At 64.3% G+C, this 13,449-nt stretch carries 12 protein-coding genes and 1 tRNA gene; 6 read left to right on the top strand and 7 right to left on the bottom strand.

All coding sequences use genetic code 11. The features are described from left to right. Nucleotides 1-5: 5 nt before the first annotated feature. The gene (locus RFM41_RS28965; protein ID WP_320248693.1) at nt 6-299 is read left to right on the top strand and encodes a hypothetical protein; all 294 of its coding nucleotides are present in this window, start codon (nt 6-8) and stop codon (nt 297-299) included. 107 nt (nt 300-406) lie between these two features. Here the strand turns inward: RFM41_RS28965 and RFM41_RS28960 are convergent, their stop codons facing one another. From RFM41_RS28960 to phaC, 4 genes are all read right to left on the bottom strand, one after another. Further along, entirely contained in the window at nt 407-661 is a 255-nt protein-coding gene (locus RFM41_RS28960) for a hypothetical protein (protein WP_320248695.1), read from the bottom strand. A 564-nt stretch (nt 662-1,225) separates the two neighbouring features. After that, nucleotides 1,226-1,300, bottom strand: a tRNA-Glu gene (locus tag RFM41_RS28955). A 153-nt stretch (nt 1,301-1,453) separates the two neighbouring features. Beyond that, nucleotides 1,454-2,623 carry a YcbK family protein gene (locus RFM41_RS28950; protein WP_320248791.1) on the bottom strand — a complete coding sequence of 390 codons (1,170 nt, stop codon included), beginning with the start codon at nt 2,621-2,623 and terminating at the stop codon, nt 1,454-1,456. Between the two features lie 326 nt (nt 2,624-2,949). Then, nucleotides 2,950-4,785, bottom strand: coding sequence for a class I poly(R)-hydroxyalkanoic acid synthase (phaC, locus tag RFM41_RS28945; protein ID WP_320248696.1), 1,836 nt, complete (start codon nt 4,783-4,785; stop codon nt 2,950-2,952). A gap of 99 nt (nt 4,786-4,884) precedes the next feature. On the opposite strand from phaC, the gene RFM41_RS28940 reads away from it, so the two are divergent. The 5 genes from RFM41_RS28940 to recJ all read left to right on the top strand — a co-directional run bounded on the left by RFM41_RS28940 (nt 4,885) and on the right by recJ (nt 11,153). After that, complete coding sequence (locus RFM41_RS28940; RefSeq protein ID WP_320319319.1) at nt 4,885-5,292, top strand: hypothetical protein; 408 nt, start codon at nt 4,885-4,887, stop codon at nt 5,290-5,292. 48 nt (nt 5,293-5,340) lie between these two features. Further along, on the top strand, nt 5,341-6,558 hold the full coding sequence (locus tag RFM41_RS28935) for an LL-diaminopimelate aminotransferase (RefSeq protein WP_320248698.1): 1,218 nt from the start codon (nt 5,341-5,343) through the stop codon (nt 6,556-6,558). Between the two features lie 160 nt (nt 6,559-6,718). Next, nucleotides 6,719-8,032 carry a homoserine dehydrogenase gene (locus RFM41_RS28930; RefSeq protein ID WP_320248699.1) on the top strand — a complete coding sequence of 438 codons (1,314 nt, stop codon included), beginning with the start codon at nt 6,719-6,721 and terminating at the stop codon, nt 8,030-8,032. A gap of 215 nt (nt 8,033-8,247) precedes the next feature. Next, entirely contained in the window at nt 8,248-9,231 is a 984-nt protein-coding gene (gene glpX, locus RFM41_RS28925) for a class II fructose-bisphosphatase (RefSeq protein WP_320248701.1), read from the top strand. Between the two features lie 137 nt (nt 9,232-9,368). Next, complete coding sequence (recJ, locus tag RFM41_RS28920; RefSeq protein WP_320248703.1) at nt 9,369-11,153, top strand: single-stranded-DNA-specific exonuclease RecJ; 1,785 nt, start codon at nt 9,369-9,371, stop codon at nt 11,151-11,153. A gap of 17 nt (nt 11,154-11,170) precedes the next feature. On the opposite strand, the gene RFM41_RS28915 is transcribed toward recJ, so the two are convergent. The 3 genes from RFM41_RS28915 to folE form a co-directional block, all read right to left on the bottom strand. Next, a complete protein-coding gene (locus tag RFM41_RS28915; protein ID WP_320248793.1) occupies nt 11,171-12,136 on the bottom strand; it encodes a patatin family protein in 966 nt (321 codons plus the stop codon). An 84-nt stretch (nt 12,137-12,220) separates the two neighbouring features. Next, nucleotides 12,221-12,679 carry a phosphoribosyl-AMP cyclohydrolase gene (gene hisI / locus RFM41_RS28910; RefSeq protein ID WP_320248705.1) on the bottom strand — a complete coding sequence of 153 codons (459 nt, stop codon included), beginning with the start codon at nt 12,677-12,679 and terminating at the stop codon, nt 12,221-12,223. Nucleotides 12,680-12,719: 40 nt separating this feature from the next. Next, nucleotides 12,720-13,352, bottom strand: coding sequence for a GTP cyclohydrolase I FolE (gene folE / locus RFM41_RS28905; RefSeq protein WP_320248707.1), 633 nt, complete (start codon nt 13,350-13,352; stop codon nt 12,720-12,722). Between the last annotated feature and the right edge of the window lie 97 nt (nt 13,353-13,449).

The raw sequence follows: 13,449 nt of genomic DNA, 5'->3' as shown, positions 1-13,449 counted from the left end.
CCACCATGCCCATACGCAAGATTGCGTTTTGCACGGCAGCGATGATCGTTGCCGCCACAAATTTCGCCGATGCGCGGCCTGACACACGCAAGATGACCTGCGCTGAGACCCAGGCGCTGATCCAAAGCCGGCATGCGGTGGTGCTGACCACGGGGGCGAGCACATATGAGCGTTATGTCCGCCAGTACGGCAATGAGTGCGATGCTCCCTACGTCCCGATGGTCAACTATGTCCCGGTCCGTGACGGTAAGTGCATGGTCTATCGGTGCGAAGAGCCGGCGCCAATGGTTCCGGATTGATCGGGCGCCCCATTTCTCTCTGCAGGATGGCCGCTACCTTTTTCGGTCGTCAACCCAGGCTGGCTCGATCAACGGCATGCCTTTCGCCACAGAGCGCGCGCTGCCTCTTACTTGACCTTCTTAATCTCCGGGCCTGCCGGCTGGTCGGTCGCCGGAGCCGGCGTGCAATCCTGCCCTTTGCACTCCAAAGCCGGGTCGTCCTGCGGCGGCAGGCAATTCTGCCCCTCGCAGTGGATGACCGGCTGCTGTTGTTGCGCGGCGTCGCCGTTCGACTGGGCAGGCTGATCCTCCGCGCGGACGGGCTGCGCCCCGGCGAGGCCGGTCATTGCCGCGCATAAGAACGCTGTCCGAAGCAGGTTCATTCGCGCCTCCATGGCTGGGAGCGTGAAGAACAAGGTTACATCGTCGGGTTGAGGTCGGCATCCCAGCCCTACGAACGACGTTAACGGGACGTTTCCGACCAAGGAACGCTCGCTTCGTGCGGGCTGAAGCTCCTCGATGCCCGTCGTGACAGTAGGTTCTGGCTAAAGGGCGATGTTCGCCCAGCTTGACATTGGATGGCGATGCCCGGTCAATCGCGTCCAGGGAGGAAAACATGGTCATTCGTTTCTGGCGGGCCGTCGCCGGCTCCGACGAGGTGCTTGATGCCTATGCGGATCACCTGCAGCGGACGACGTTCGTTGAGATGGCCGAACTTCCCGGGCATCTCGGCGCGACGCTGGCGCGCAAGGTGAGGGGGACCGACAACGAGCTCGTCGTCATGAGCTTCTGGGCGGACATGGATTCGGCGGCGCATTTCATCAAAGGCGATTTCGACGACGCCGTCGTCAAGCCGAGCACCCAGAAGCTGCTCAAATCCTTCGATCTCAAGGTTGAGTTTTTCGAGACAATTGTCTCGACTGGTATCGTTGGCGGGTATGATCAGCTGGTACGCCCAAGGGGAATCGAACCCCTGTTACCGCCGTGAAAGGGCGGTGTCCTAACCGCTAGACGATGGGCGCGCTCAGACGAAGCGGCTTATAATTGCGTTGTTCGCAACCGGCAACCCATCCGCAGCCACATGCGACAACTTTTTTCATGGCGCCGTGAAACGTGCGGCTTTGGATGAGAAAAGTGCGTGCGCGCGTGCGGATGCGGCCGAAGGGCGGGCAGGCTCAGCCGTCCTCGCCACCGCCGCTGTGGCGACGGCAGCGCCAGTTCCAGTCGCGCTCGGGGCCGACGTCGACATGGACGGATTCGGTGTGGCAGTAGGTGCCGACGCCGCCGCGGCCCGGCATCGTGCGGACATAGTTCGCCAGCTCCCACTTCGACACGCCGGGCACCTGGATGTCGGCGGCGGCGCAGTACATGTGCAGCGAGTTCTTGGCGCCGTTGGCGCGGCGGTTGCGCGAGGGATCGCGATAGCCGGAGGTGACGACCATCTTGCGGCCGAAATGGCCCTCGATCGTCTTCAGCACCCGTACCAGCGACGGTTTCAGGCAGGCGACGTCGACGCTTTCGTTCTGCTTCAAAAGGCCGTTCGGCGCGAGCCTGGCCATGCCGGCGGCCGACGCCACCTGGTAGGAGCCGCCGCCCTCGTCCTCGTTGAGGTCGACGTCGCTCTCGTCGTCTATGCCGGACTTGCGCTTGATCTCGAACAGCGCGGTCTGGCGCACGCCGGGAAGGGCATCGGCACCGGTGATGTGATAGCTCGGATCGTCCAGCGAGGCGAGTTGCACTGGTTTTGCGGCCGGCGTCGCGGAAGCCAGCTCAACGATCGGCTTGGCGGGAGCCGCCGGGGCGGTCGCGGTCTTGGCCTGCGCCGCGGTCTGTTCGGAACGCGCATTGTTGATCAAGGGGGCAGGTGCCGCCGAAGCCGGCGTGGTGCTGAACAGCGAGGCAAACAGGCTCTTCTTCGGCGCGGCGATCTGCGGCTGCGCCGGCTCGCCCGCGGTCACATAGACGCCGTTGCTCATGGTCTGCGTGGTCGCCTGCGCCTTTGAGGCGATGGCGGCGGCATCGCCGGCGGCGACCTGCTGGGCGACACTTTGCGTCTGTTCCGCCGTCTGCGCCGGCTGAACCAGCGGTTGCGGCGTGCTGCCGGCAATCGCGGTGGAGCCCGCCGGCACGGCGACGGCCGGGAAGGCGGCGGCTTGCGGCCGCGTCTCCGGCACATAGGCGACCTTCTCGGGCAAAGGCGTGTCGCCTTCGCTCATCACGGTTGATGCCGCCTCAGTCGGCGCCGATGCCTGCGGCGTCGAATCGGCCGCGGTCGCTGTCTTGGCGCCGGACGTCGCGCTCATTTGGGTCGCGGTTGAATTGTAGGCGGGCGAAACGACCGACATCGTCGGGTCGCCGGTCGACGTGCAGGAGGCCAGCAGCACGGAGAAAAGCGCTGCCGTGATGCTGCGGCTTTCCCTTCGTGCAAGACGCCAACCTACTGATTTCAAAATAAATTCCCCCTCAGTATCCGGTCGGTTCGTTATCGCCGCGCCACTCCAGCATCGCGCCGCGATAGCCCTCCTGTTCCCAACCGGAAACGGGATATGTGTCGAATCTGCAAGCCTCGGAATTAATCTGCGTCGGAAGGTGATTTGAGGCCGCCGAACGATTGACGCCACCATTTCGCCCTGTTTTGGCGGCCCGTCAACTCACCAGACATTACAGTCCGTTACACACGTACCTTGACATAGGTGCCCGGCGCATCTCCCAAGGTTTTCATACGCTTGCCGGGTTTGCGGGCGGGTACGTGGATGTTGTCCTGGTTCTCGATCCAGTGCTGCCAGTGCGTCCACCAGGATCCTTGATGCTCATGCGCGGCGGCAAGCCACGCGTTGAAGTCTCCCACCGGCTTGCCGCCGGTCCAGTACTGGTACTTCTTGGCGGCAGGCGGGTTGACGACGCCGGCGATATGGCCTGAGCCCGCCATCACATACTCGACATCGCCGCCGAAAAACCGTGATCCCAGGAACACCGAAAGCGCGGGCGCGATGTGGTCCTCTTTCGTGGCGAGGTTGTAGACGGGGATGGTGATGTCGGCCAGCGAGACGGTGCGGCCGGCAAGCTCCATCGCGCCGCGCGAGAGATTGTTCTCGAGATAGCAATTGCGCAGATAGAAGGAGTGGTTGGCCGCCGCCATGCGGGTGGAATCGGAATTCCAGTAGAGCAGGTCGAAGGGCAGGGGCTCCTTGCCGCGCATATAGTTGTTGATGACATAGGGCCAGATCAGGTCGCCCGAGCGCAGCATGTTGAACGCTGTCGCCATCTTGGTGCCTTCCAGATAGCCCTTCTCGCTCATCGAGCGCTCGACCGCTGTGACCTGGTCCTCGTCGACGAAGACCTTGAGGTCGCCGGCATAGGTGAAGTCGACCTGAGTGGTGAAGAAGGTGGCCGATTTGATGCGGTGGTCGCCTTCCTGCGCCAACAAGGCGAGAGCCGCGCCAAGCAGCGTGCCGCCGACGCAGTAGCCGATGGCGTTGACTTCCTTTTCGCCGGTGGCTTTCTCCACCATGTCGAGGCCGAATTGCAGGCCTTCGCGGATATAGGCCTCCCAACCCTTGGCGCCGTGGCGCTCGTCTGGATTGATCCAGGAGATGACGAAAACCGTGTGGCCCTGCTCGATCGCCCAGCGGATGAAGGATTTCTGCGGGTTGAGGTCGAGGATATAGAATTTGTTGATCCATGGCGGGCAGATCAGCAGCGGCCGCTTCAGCACCGTCTCGGTTGCCGGATCATATTGGATGATCTCGGCGACATCGCTGCGGCCGATAACCTTGCCGGGCGTGGAGGCGATGTTCTTGCCGATTTCGAAGGGTGTGTAGTCCGCCTGGCGCAGCTTCAGGTCGCCGCGGCCGGCGGCGATGTCCTCGGCCAGCATCTTCATGCCGCGCACCAGGTTCTCGCCGTTCGAGGCGACCGTTTCGCGGAACAGCTCCGGATTGGTCAGGATGAAGTTCGACGGCGCGATCGCGTTCGACACCTGCTTGACGTAGAAGCTCGCCTTGTGGCGGGTGTGCTCGTCCAGGCCCTCGGCATGCTCGACAAGCTCGCTCGCCCAGCGCGAGGTGACGAGATAGGCCTGCTTCAGGAAGTCGAAGAAGGCGTTGCGGCCCCATTCGGGATCCTGGAAGCGCTTGTCGCCGCGCTCGGGCTGAACCGCGTCCTGCGGTGCCTCGGCGTTGGGGTTGACCTTCTGGATGGCGTTCGCCCAGACGGTCATATAGCCGGCGAACAGCCGAGTCTGCGCTTCGAGCGCGCGCTGCGGGTCGCCCAGCCAGTATTCCGAGAGCTTGGAGAAGGTCTTGACCATGTCGACCACCGGTTCGGCGACATGATCGCGCACCTCACCCTTCTCGCGCGGTTCGGTCCAGGCGGAAGCCGCCTTGCCGGCCTGCTCGATCATGCGAGCCATGTTCAAGGCGAAACGCTCGGGATCCTTCACCAGATATTGCTCGATGGCCGAAGGTCCGCCATTTTCCGCTTTGTCCGAATCGGGAGCTTTGGACATGGTTCGCGGGGTTCCTCCCGGAGCGTTTTCTTGACATATTACCATGGGACATCTGACCGGGTCCAACTATCGCTCTAACCCGGCTGCCAGGAAAACAATATGACGATTAATGTTGGCGGGACTTTTTTTCTCAGGCCGGGTTCGATTTGCCGCATGGCCGCCGTGGCGGGGCTGGTTGGTATGCTGCTGCCTGCCGGCGGCTGCACCAGCACCAGCCCGAGCAATGCGGCGCCGACGGCCCTGACCGAAGGCCCGAAGGACACCGGCTCCTACCCCAACCTCAACATCGCGCCGCAGGTGGCCGCCAAGCAGTTCACCAAGGAGGAGACCGCGGCGAACCTCGCCCAGCTCAAGGCCGAGCAGCAGGCGCAGCTTGCCAAGGGCGGCAGCGTCAAGGCGCCGACGAATACCGCGGCGCTGAAGACGCTTGCCAAGACGCATGGCGGCGACACGCTGAAGCAGATCGAGGGCAAATGCGACCCGACCCTCGACCCTAACTGCAATTAGGTTTATATCGCGCGCCCAAAGCGCCCCCTTCGATCGTCTGGAACTGAAATGGAAGAATTTCACAAGGTCCGCCGGCTTCCGCCCTACGTGTTCGAGCAGGTCAACCGGCTGAAGGCCAGCGCCCGTTCGCGCGGCGCCGACATCATCGACCTTGGCATGGGCAATCCGGACCTGCCGACGCCGAAAGCCATCGTCGACAAATTGTGCGAAGTGGTGCGCGATCCGCGCACGCATCGCTATTCGTCCTCGCGCGGCATTCCGGGCCTGCGTCGCGCCCAGGCCAGCTACTATGCCCGCCGTTTCGGCGTGAAGCTCAATCCCGACACGCAGGTCGTGGCCACGCTCGGCTCGAAGGAGGGCTTCGCCAACATGGCGCAGGCGATCACCGCGCCGGGCGATGTGATCCTGTGCCCCAACCCGACCTATCCGATCCATGCCTTCGGCTTCATCATGTCGGGCGGCGTCATCCGCTCGCTGCAGGTCGAGCCCGATGACGGCTTCATCCCGGCGGTGGAGCGCGGCATCCGCCACTCGATCCCGAAGCCGCTGGCGCTGATCCTCAACTATCCGTCGAACCCGACGGCGCTGGTCGCCTCGCTCGACTTCTACAAGGACGTGGTCGCCTTCGCGAAGAAGAACGACATCATCATCCTGTCGGATCTCGCCTATTCGGAGATCTATTTCGACGGCAACCCGCCGCCTTCGGTGCTGCAGGTGCCGGGCGCGATGGATGTGTGCGTCGAGTTCACCTCGATGTCGAAGACCTTCTCCATGCCTGGCTGGCGCATGGGCTTCGCGGTCGGCAACGAGCGGCTGATTTCGGCGCTAACGCGGGTGAAATCCTACCTCGACTACGGCGCCTTCACGCCGATCCAGGTGGCGGCAGCGCATGCGCTGAACGGCGACGGCGCCGATATCGAGGAGGTGCGGGAGGTCTACCACAAGCGCCGCGACGTGATGGTCGATTCCTTCAGCCGTGCCGGCTGGACCATTCCCGCGCCCGCCGCCTCGATGTTTGCCTGGGCGCCGATCCCCGAGCAGTTCCGCCAGCTCGGCTCGCTCGAATTCTCCAAGCTGCTCATCGAGCATGCGGATGTCGCGGTGGCGCCGGGCATCGGCTTCGGCGAGCATGGAGACGACTATGTGCGCGTGGCGCTGGTCGAGAACGAGCACCGGATCCGCCAGGCGGCGCGCAACATCAAGAAATTCTTCGCGACCACCGTCAAGCAGCCCAACAATGTGGTGCCTTTGGCTGCCCATCGCTAGAGCCGGATGATTTCAGCTCTGTTCGACCTGAAATCTGAATCCGGCTCTAAATCAAAAAGATAGAGCATGGTGTCACCCGAAAACCGCTTCACACTTTTCGGCATCATGCTCTAGCTTGCCGCACATCACACCGACCAATCTTTGAGGGGCGTCGCCGGACATGGCTGAAGCGTTGCGTGTTGGAATTGCCGGCCTCGGCACGGTTGGCGCTTCGGTGGCGCGCGTGCTGCGCGACAAGGCGGCCGAGCTCACCCGCCAGTGTGGCCGCGACATCGTCGTGACGGCTGTTTCGGCCCGTGACCCGAAGCGCGACCGCGGCGTCGATCTGAGCGCCGCGAAATGGTTCGACGATCCGGTCAAGCTGGCCGAGAAGGCCGATATCGATGTCTTCGTCGAGCTGATCGGCGGCGACGAGGGGCCAGCGCGGCTCTCGGTGAAGGCGGCGCTGGAGGCCGGGCGCCATGTCGTCACCGCCAACAAGGCGCTGCTTGCCAAGCATGGCGTGGCGCTTGCCGAGATCGCCGAGAAGAAGGGCGTGCTGCTTAATTACGAGGCGGCGGTGGCCGGCGGCATCCCGGTCATCAAGACGATGCGCGAAGCGATGGCCGGCAACGCGGTGACGCGTGTCTTCGGCATCCTCAACGGCACCTGCAACTACATCCTGACCCGCATGGAGGCCGAGGGCATCTCCTTCGACGCCTGCCTGAAGGACGCGCAGCGGCTGGGCTACGCCGAGGCCGATCCGACCTTCGATATCGAAGGCCATGACACAGCGCATAAATTGTCGATCCTGACCAGCCTTGCATTTGGGACGAAGATCGCCGCCGGCGACATCTATATGGAAGGCATCTCCAACATCACCCAGGCCGACATCCGCGCGGCGGCCGACCTCGGCTACCGCATCAAGCTGCTCGGCGTCGCCCAACGCACCGACAGCGGCATCGAGCAGCGCGTCCACCCGACCATGGTGCCGACGGCATCGGTGATCGCGCAGGTGCATGGCGTCACCAACGCGGTGGCGATCGAGACCGATATCCTGGGCGAGCTTCTGCTTTCCGGTCCCGGCGCCGGCGGCAACGCCACCGCGTCGGCGGTGATCGGCGACATCGCCGATATCGCCAAGAGCCGGCCCGGCTTCCAGCACGCGCCGGTGTTCGGCTGGCCGGCAAAGGAACTGAAGCCCTACAGGAAGGCGCGGATGCGCAGCCATGCCGGCGGCTATTTCATCCGGCTGACCGTGCATGACCGCACCGGCGTCTTCGCGGCCATCGCCAAGCGCATGGCCGACAACGACATCTCGCTGGAATCGATCGTCCAACAGGCGGCCGGCGCGGAAACACAGGCGCAGAAGACCGTGATCCTCGTCACGCACGAGACGACGGAAGCGGCGGTGCGCAAGGCCGTCGAAGGCATCACCAAGGATGGTCACCTGACCGACAAGCCGCAGGTGATCCGCATCGAGCGGGCGGAATAAGCCAGGTCCGATTCCGCCTTCAATCGATTGATTTTGCTGTCCTTTCGAAAAATGACAGGCTGAGTCTTGCCGTTGTCATGGAGCTTTGCCAGAAGAAGCCCGCCTCTGGCGGGAGGCGGAGCAAATCCGGCGCTCAACCGTTCTGGAATTGCTCGAAGCAACAATTAGGGCGGTTCGGAACCGAACCGCTCTCATGACAACGAGGAATGCCATCCATGAACATCGCCCAGAACATCGCCGCTGGTCTCGACCGGATCCTTACGATGGAAGTCGTGCGCGTCACCGAGCGGGCGGCGGTCGCGGCGGCAAGGCTGCGCGGGCGCGGCGACGAGAAGGCCGCCGACCAGGTGGCGGTGGACGCGATGCGCCAGGAGCTCAACCGGCTGGCCATCAAGGGCACGGTGGTGATCGGCGAGGGCGAGCGCGACGAGGCGCCGATGCTCTATATTGGCGAAGAGGTCGGCACCGGCAAAGGTCCGGCCGTCGACATCGCGCTCGATCCGCTCGAGGGCACGACGATCTGCGCCAAGAACCTGCCCAACGCGCTGGCGGTGATCGCAATTGCCGAGAAAGGCAGCCTGCTGTTCGCGCCGGACGTCTATATGGACAAGATCGCCATCGGCCCCGGCTACCCGGAAGGCCTGATCGACATCGACGCTTCGCCGGCCGAGAATCTTGCCAATCTGGCCAAGGCCAAGGGCGTGTCGGTTTCCGACATCACCGCCTGCATCCTCGACCGGCCACGTCACGCCAAGCTGATCGACGCCGTGCGCGCCACGGGCGCGGCGATCCGGCTGATCGGCGACGGCGATGTCGCGGGCGTCATCCACACCACCGATCCGGACGAGACCGGCATCGACATCTATCTCGGCACGGGTGGCGCGCCGGAGGGCGTGCTGGCGGCGGCCGCGCTTCGCTGCACCGGCGGGCAGATGCAGGGCCGGCTGATCCTCGACACGCCGGAGAAGGTGGCGCGGGCCGAGAAGATGGGCATTTCCGACCCGAAGCGTGTCTACGGCGCCCAGGACATGGCGCGCGGCGACGTGCTCTTCGCGGCGACCGGCGTCACCGACGGCAATCTGCTCGACGGGGTGAAGTTCGGCCGCACCTTCATCACCACGCACACCATCGTGCTGCGCTCATCCTCGCGCACGGTGCGCGAGATCAAGGCGCGTCACCAGGATCTGGACAAGTTCTGATCTTCCAGCGTGAGCGTCACTACGGCGTTCCGGGGAAACCCATCCACACCTTTCCCCGGCTTGCCCGCCTGCCCGCAATTGCTCCAGACGTCGCATGTTGATATCTGCGCAGGAATGATGTGCAGACGGCGCGTCGCATGACGGGCGAGAAACGATTCTTCCTCGATGTCAGGCAGTCGGCGACTGGTGTTTCCTGGGAACACCGGCTGACCGAGCGGCAGGACATGGCCGCCTTGGCCATCGCGCAGGGCCACGGCGTGCCCGACGTCGTGGCGCGGGTGCTTGCCGGGCGCGGCGTCGGCGTGGAACAGACCGAGCGCTTCCTCGATCCGACCATCCGCGAGCTTCTGCCGAATCCCGCATCATTGACCGACATGGAGAAAGCGGCGGCGCGTCTCGCCGACGCGATCGTCGCGCGCGAGAAAGTCGCGATATTCGGCGATTATGACGTCGACGGCGCCGCTTCGTCGGCGCTCCTGAAACGCTTTCTCACGCATTTTTCCGTGCCGTCGGAAATCTATATCCCGGACCGCATCTTCGAGGGCTACGGACCCAATCCGGAAGCGATGCGGGAGCTGATCTCGCGCGGCGCGAAGCTTATCGTCACCGTCGACTGCGGCACCAACAGCGCGGCCTCTATCGAGGCGGCCAGGGAAGCCGGTGCCGACGTCGTGGTGCTCGACCATCACCAGGTCGGCGGTCCGCTGCCGCCGGCGGCGGCCGTGGTCAACCCCAATCGCGAGGACGACCTGTCCGGGCAGGGGCATCTGTGCGCCGCCGGCGTCGTCTTCCTGTGCCTGGTGCAGACGGCGAAGGTGCTGCGCGAGAGGCTGCCAGACGCCGCGCCGGTCGACCTGCTTTCGCTGCTCGATCTGGTGGCGCTGGCGACGGTCTGCGACGTGGTCCCGCTCACCGGCGTCAACCGCGCCTTCGTCGTCAAGGGGCTGCAGGTGCTGCGCCAGCAGAAGAATGAGGGGCTGGCGGCGCTGGCGCGGGTCTCGCGCATCGGCGAGCCGATCAACACCTTCCATCTGTCCTTCCTGATCGGGCCGCGCATCAATGCCGGCGGCCGCATCGGCGATGCCGCGCTCGGCAGCCGGCTTTTGGCCACAGACGATCCCGTCGAGGCGGCCAGCATCGCCGAGACGCTCGACCGGCTGAACCAGGAACGGCAGCAGATGGAGCAGGAGATGCTGGCGCAGGCGCGCGCCGAGGCCGATGCGGAGCTTGCCGGCGGCAACGGTCCCGCCGTCATCGTCACGGCCAGCAACAGCTGGCATCCGGGTATCGTCGGGCTGATCGCTTCGCGGCTCAAGGATTATGCGCGCCGGCCGGCCTTTGCCATCGCCTTCAATTCGACCGGCATCGGCACGGGCTCCGGCCGTTCGGTAACTGGCTTCGATCTCGGCCGGCTGGTGCGCGAGGCGGCTGCTGCCGGACTGATCGTCAAGGGCGGCGGCCACGCGATGGCCGCCGGCATCACCGTCGAGCGCGCCAAGCTCGGCGAGTTGCGCGCCTTCTTCGAGGAGCGCGCCGCGGCCGATGTGTTCCGGCTGCAGAACGAGGAAAGCCTGGCGATCGACGGCGCCCTGGCCGCCGAGGGCGCCACGATCGCGCTGCTCGACGCGCTGGAGAAGGCCGGGCCGTTCGGAGCCGGGCATATCGCGCCGGTGTTCGTATTGCCGCGGCACCGGCTGACCGACGCGCGCGCGATCGGCACCAATCATATCCGCGTGGACCTGCAGTCGCAAAGCGGCGGCAACATCCAGGCGATCGCCTTCCGCGCCGTCGATACGGCGCTCGGCGAATTCCTGTTCAAGAACAGGGGCAGGACCGTGCATGTCGCCGGTTCGCTGTCGGGCAATTATTGGAACGGCAACCGCACGGTGCAGTTTCGCATCAGCGATGCGGCGCTGGCGTAGCAACAATATCGGGAAATTCAGACCAAAACGGACTGCAGCCGGGTCAGTTCGCTGATCTGCGCCTTCGTCGCCTGGTAGCCGATGCTGATCGCCTCGTCGGCGCGGTGGAATTCCGTCAGGCCGATATGGCTGAGCTTCGGCTGCAGCGACATGTCCGGCGGATCGCCGGCCAGCCTGGCGCGCGAGATCCGGTCCTGGATGATGTTGAAGGCCTCGACCATGACGCCGGTGATGCCGAGACGCGTCTGATGTGACTGGGAATTGAACTGACCGGAGCTCGGCGCGTCGTTCTCGACGAGCAGCTCGCCGGCGCTGTGCTTGATGACGGCCGCACGCCCGAACAGGTCGTAGTGCAGATTGACCGCGACGACGAGCGGCTGCTCGTAGGCGCGGCAGACCGAGACCGGCACTGGATTGACCAGAGCGCCGTCGACCAGCACGCGGCCGTTGCAGGCCACCGGCTCGAAAACGCCCGGCAGCGCATAGGAGGCGCGCATGGCGGTGACGAGCGAGCCGCTCGACAGCCAGATCTCATGGCCGGTACGGATTTCGGAAGTGACGGCGACGAAGGGTTTCGGCAGGTCCTCGAAGCGGGCGCCGTCGAGGTGCTCGCGCAGGCGCCGATCAAGCTTCATGCCGCCGAACAGGCCGCTGCCGCGCAGATTGAGATCGAGGAGGCCGAAGATGCGCCGCTTGGTCAGGCTCCTGGCGAATTCTTCCAACTCGTCGAGCTTGCCGGCAAGGTAGCAGCCGCCGACCAGAGCGCCGATCGAGGTGCCGGCGATCATCGACACTTCGATGCCGGCCTCGTCGAGCGCGCGCAGCACACCGATATGGGCCCAGCCGCGGGCGCATCCACCGCCGAGCGCCAGCGAGATGCCGGCCTTCCTGCCAGGCTTCGGATCGGGCACGCCGCCGGACGATGCAGGGCCATTGGCCTCCTGAACGTCAGGTCTGCTGCGCAATGACGCCCATTCGAGCATCATGATCTCCCTTGTCCCATATCCCTTCTATCACAAGGATATTTGAGAATAATGAATATGAGTGGTTTGTGAATATTGAATGGTTCACACCGGCTTCCGATACGTCGTGTCCGCATCGAACAGCGGCTTGCTGCCGTCGTCGGCAAGCGTCGCTCTGCCGTCGTTCAGCCCCACCGTCCGATAAAAGCAGGAACGTCTGCCGGTGTGACAAGTTGCGTCGTGGCCCAACACTTTCACGCGCAACCATATCGCGTCCTGGTCACAATCCGTGCGCATCTCGACGACGTGCTGGAAGTTGCCGGAGGTCTCGCCCTTCTTCCACAAGGCGTTGCGCGAGCGCGACCAGTAATGGGCGATGCCGGTCTCCAGAGTGAGCGCCAGCGCCTCGGCATTCATATGTGCGACCATAAGCAGCATGCCGTCGCCGGCATCGGTGACGACGACAGTGACGAGGCCCGCGGCGTCGAAGCGCGGAGAAAGGACAGAACCTTCCTCCAGCGCCTTCTTGTCTGACGGAGTTTTTGCAAATTCAACTGCCGACATCGCCGGTCCTTATATGTTCTGGCCGGCGACGGCCGGCAAATCAGCCGCCTGCGCGCACCATGGTGACGAAACGGACCTGCTCCTCGGGCGTATCCTTGAAGACGCCGGTGAAGGTCGAGGTCAGCGTGGTCGAGCCCTGCTTGCGGATGCCGCGCATGGCCATGCACATATGCTCGGCCTCGAGCATGACGGCGACGCCGCGCGGGTTGAGCACGTCCTGAATGACGCCGGCGATCTGCGCGGTCATCGCTTCCTGCGTCTGCAGGCGGTGCGCGAAGATGTCGACGACACGGGCGATCTTCGACAGGCCGACGACCTTGCCGTCCGGCAGATAGCCGACATGCGCCTTGCCGATGATCGGCACCATGTGGTGCTCGCAATGCGAATGGAATTTTATGTCCTTGACTATGACGAGGTCGTCATAGCCGGCCACTTCCTCGAAGGTGCGGCCAAGCTCGTCGGCCGGGCACATGTCGTAGCCGTTGAACATTTCGCGGAAGGCTTTGGTGACACGCTTGGGCGTGTCGATCAGACCTTCGCGATCCGGATTGTCCCCAGTCCAGCGCAACAGCGTGCGCACGGCGGCCTCGACCTCGGCCTCGGTCGGCCGGTCGGTGACCGGCTTTTCCATATATTCGGACGGGGGCATGATTTTCTTGATGACGGCATCCATAAAGGCGTCTCCCGTAGTCCCACTCAAAGGTGGGACGAGTTGAACGGACCACGACCTTTTGGGTGAAAATCGCCCATTTCCATCCCGCAAGCGGCGT

The organism is Mesorhizobium vachelliae (assembly GCF_033977325.1).
GTDB classification, from domain to species: Bacteria; Pseudomonadota; Alphaproteobacteria; order Rhizobiales; family Rhizobiaceae; genus Mesorhizobium; species Mesorhizobium vachelliae.
The sequence above is the reverse complement of the archived record's forward strand: the minus strand, read 5'-3'. Positions and strand labels throughout refer to the sequence as shown.

Bases quoted from the DNA above. Each gene is read 5' to 3' on its own strand.
- RFM41_RS28915 (WP_320248793.1), bottom strand. From the start codon at position 12,136: ATGCTCGAATGGGCGTCATTGCGCAGCAGACCTGACGTTCAGGAGGCC.
- folE (WP_320248707.1), bottom strand. From the start codon at position 13,352: ATGGATGCCGTCATCAAGAAAATCATGCCCCCGTCCGAATATATGGAA.
- RFM41_RS28950 (WP_320248791.1), bottom strand. From the start codon at position 2,623: ATGTCGGTCGTTTCGCCCGCCTACAATTCAACCGCGACCCAAATGAGC.
- RFM41_RS28935 (WP_320248698.1), top strand. From the start codon at position 5,341: ATGGAAGAATTTCACAAGGTCCGCCGGCTTCCGCCCTACGTGTTCGAG.
- RFM41_RS28940 (WP_320319319.1), top strand. From the start codon at position 4,885: ATGACGATTAATGTTGGCGGGACTTTTTTTCTCAGGCCGGGTTCGATT.
- phaC (WP_320248696.1), bottom strand. From the start codon at position 4,785: ATGTCCAAAGCTCCCGATTCGGACAAAGCGGAAAATGGCGGACCTTCG.
- RFM41_RS28930 (WP_320248699.1), top strand. From the start codon at position 6,719: ATGGCTGAAGCGTTGCGTGTTGGAATTGCCGGCCTCGGCACGGTTGGC.
- RFM41_RS28960 (WP_320248695.1), bottom strand. From the start codon at position 661: ATGAACCTGCTTCGGACAGCGTTCTTATGCGCGGCAATGACCGGCCTC.
- recJ (WP_320248703.1), top strand. From the start codon at position 9,369: ATGACGGGCGAGAAACGATTCTTCCTCGATGTCAGGCAGTCGGCGACT.
- hisI (WP_320248705.1), bottom strand. From the start codon at position 12,679: ATGTCGGCAGTTGAATTTGCAAAAACTCCGTCAGACAAGAAGGCGCTG.
- RFM41_RS28965 (WP_320248693.1), top strand. From the start codon at position 6: ATGCCCATACGCAAGATTGCGTTTTGCACGGCAGCGATGATCGTTGCC.
- glpX (WP_320248701.1), top strand. From the start codon at position 8,248: ATGAACATCGCCCAGAACATCGCCGCTGGTCTCGACCGGATCCTTACG.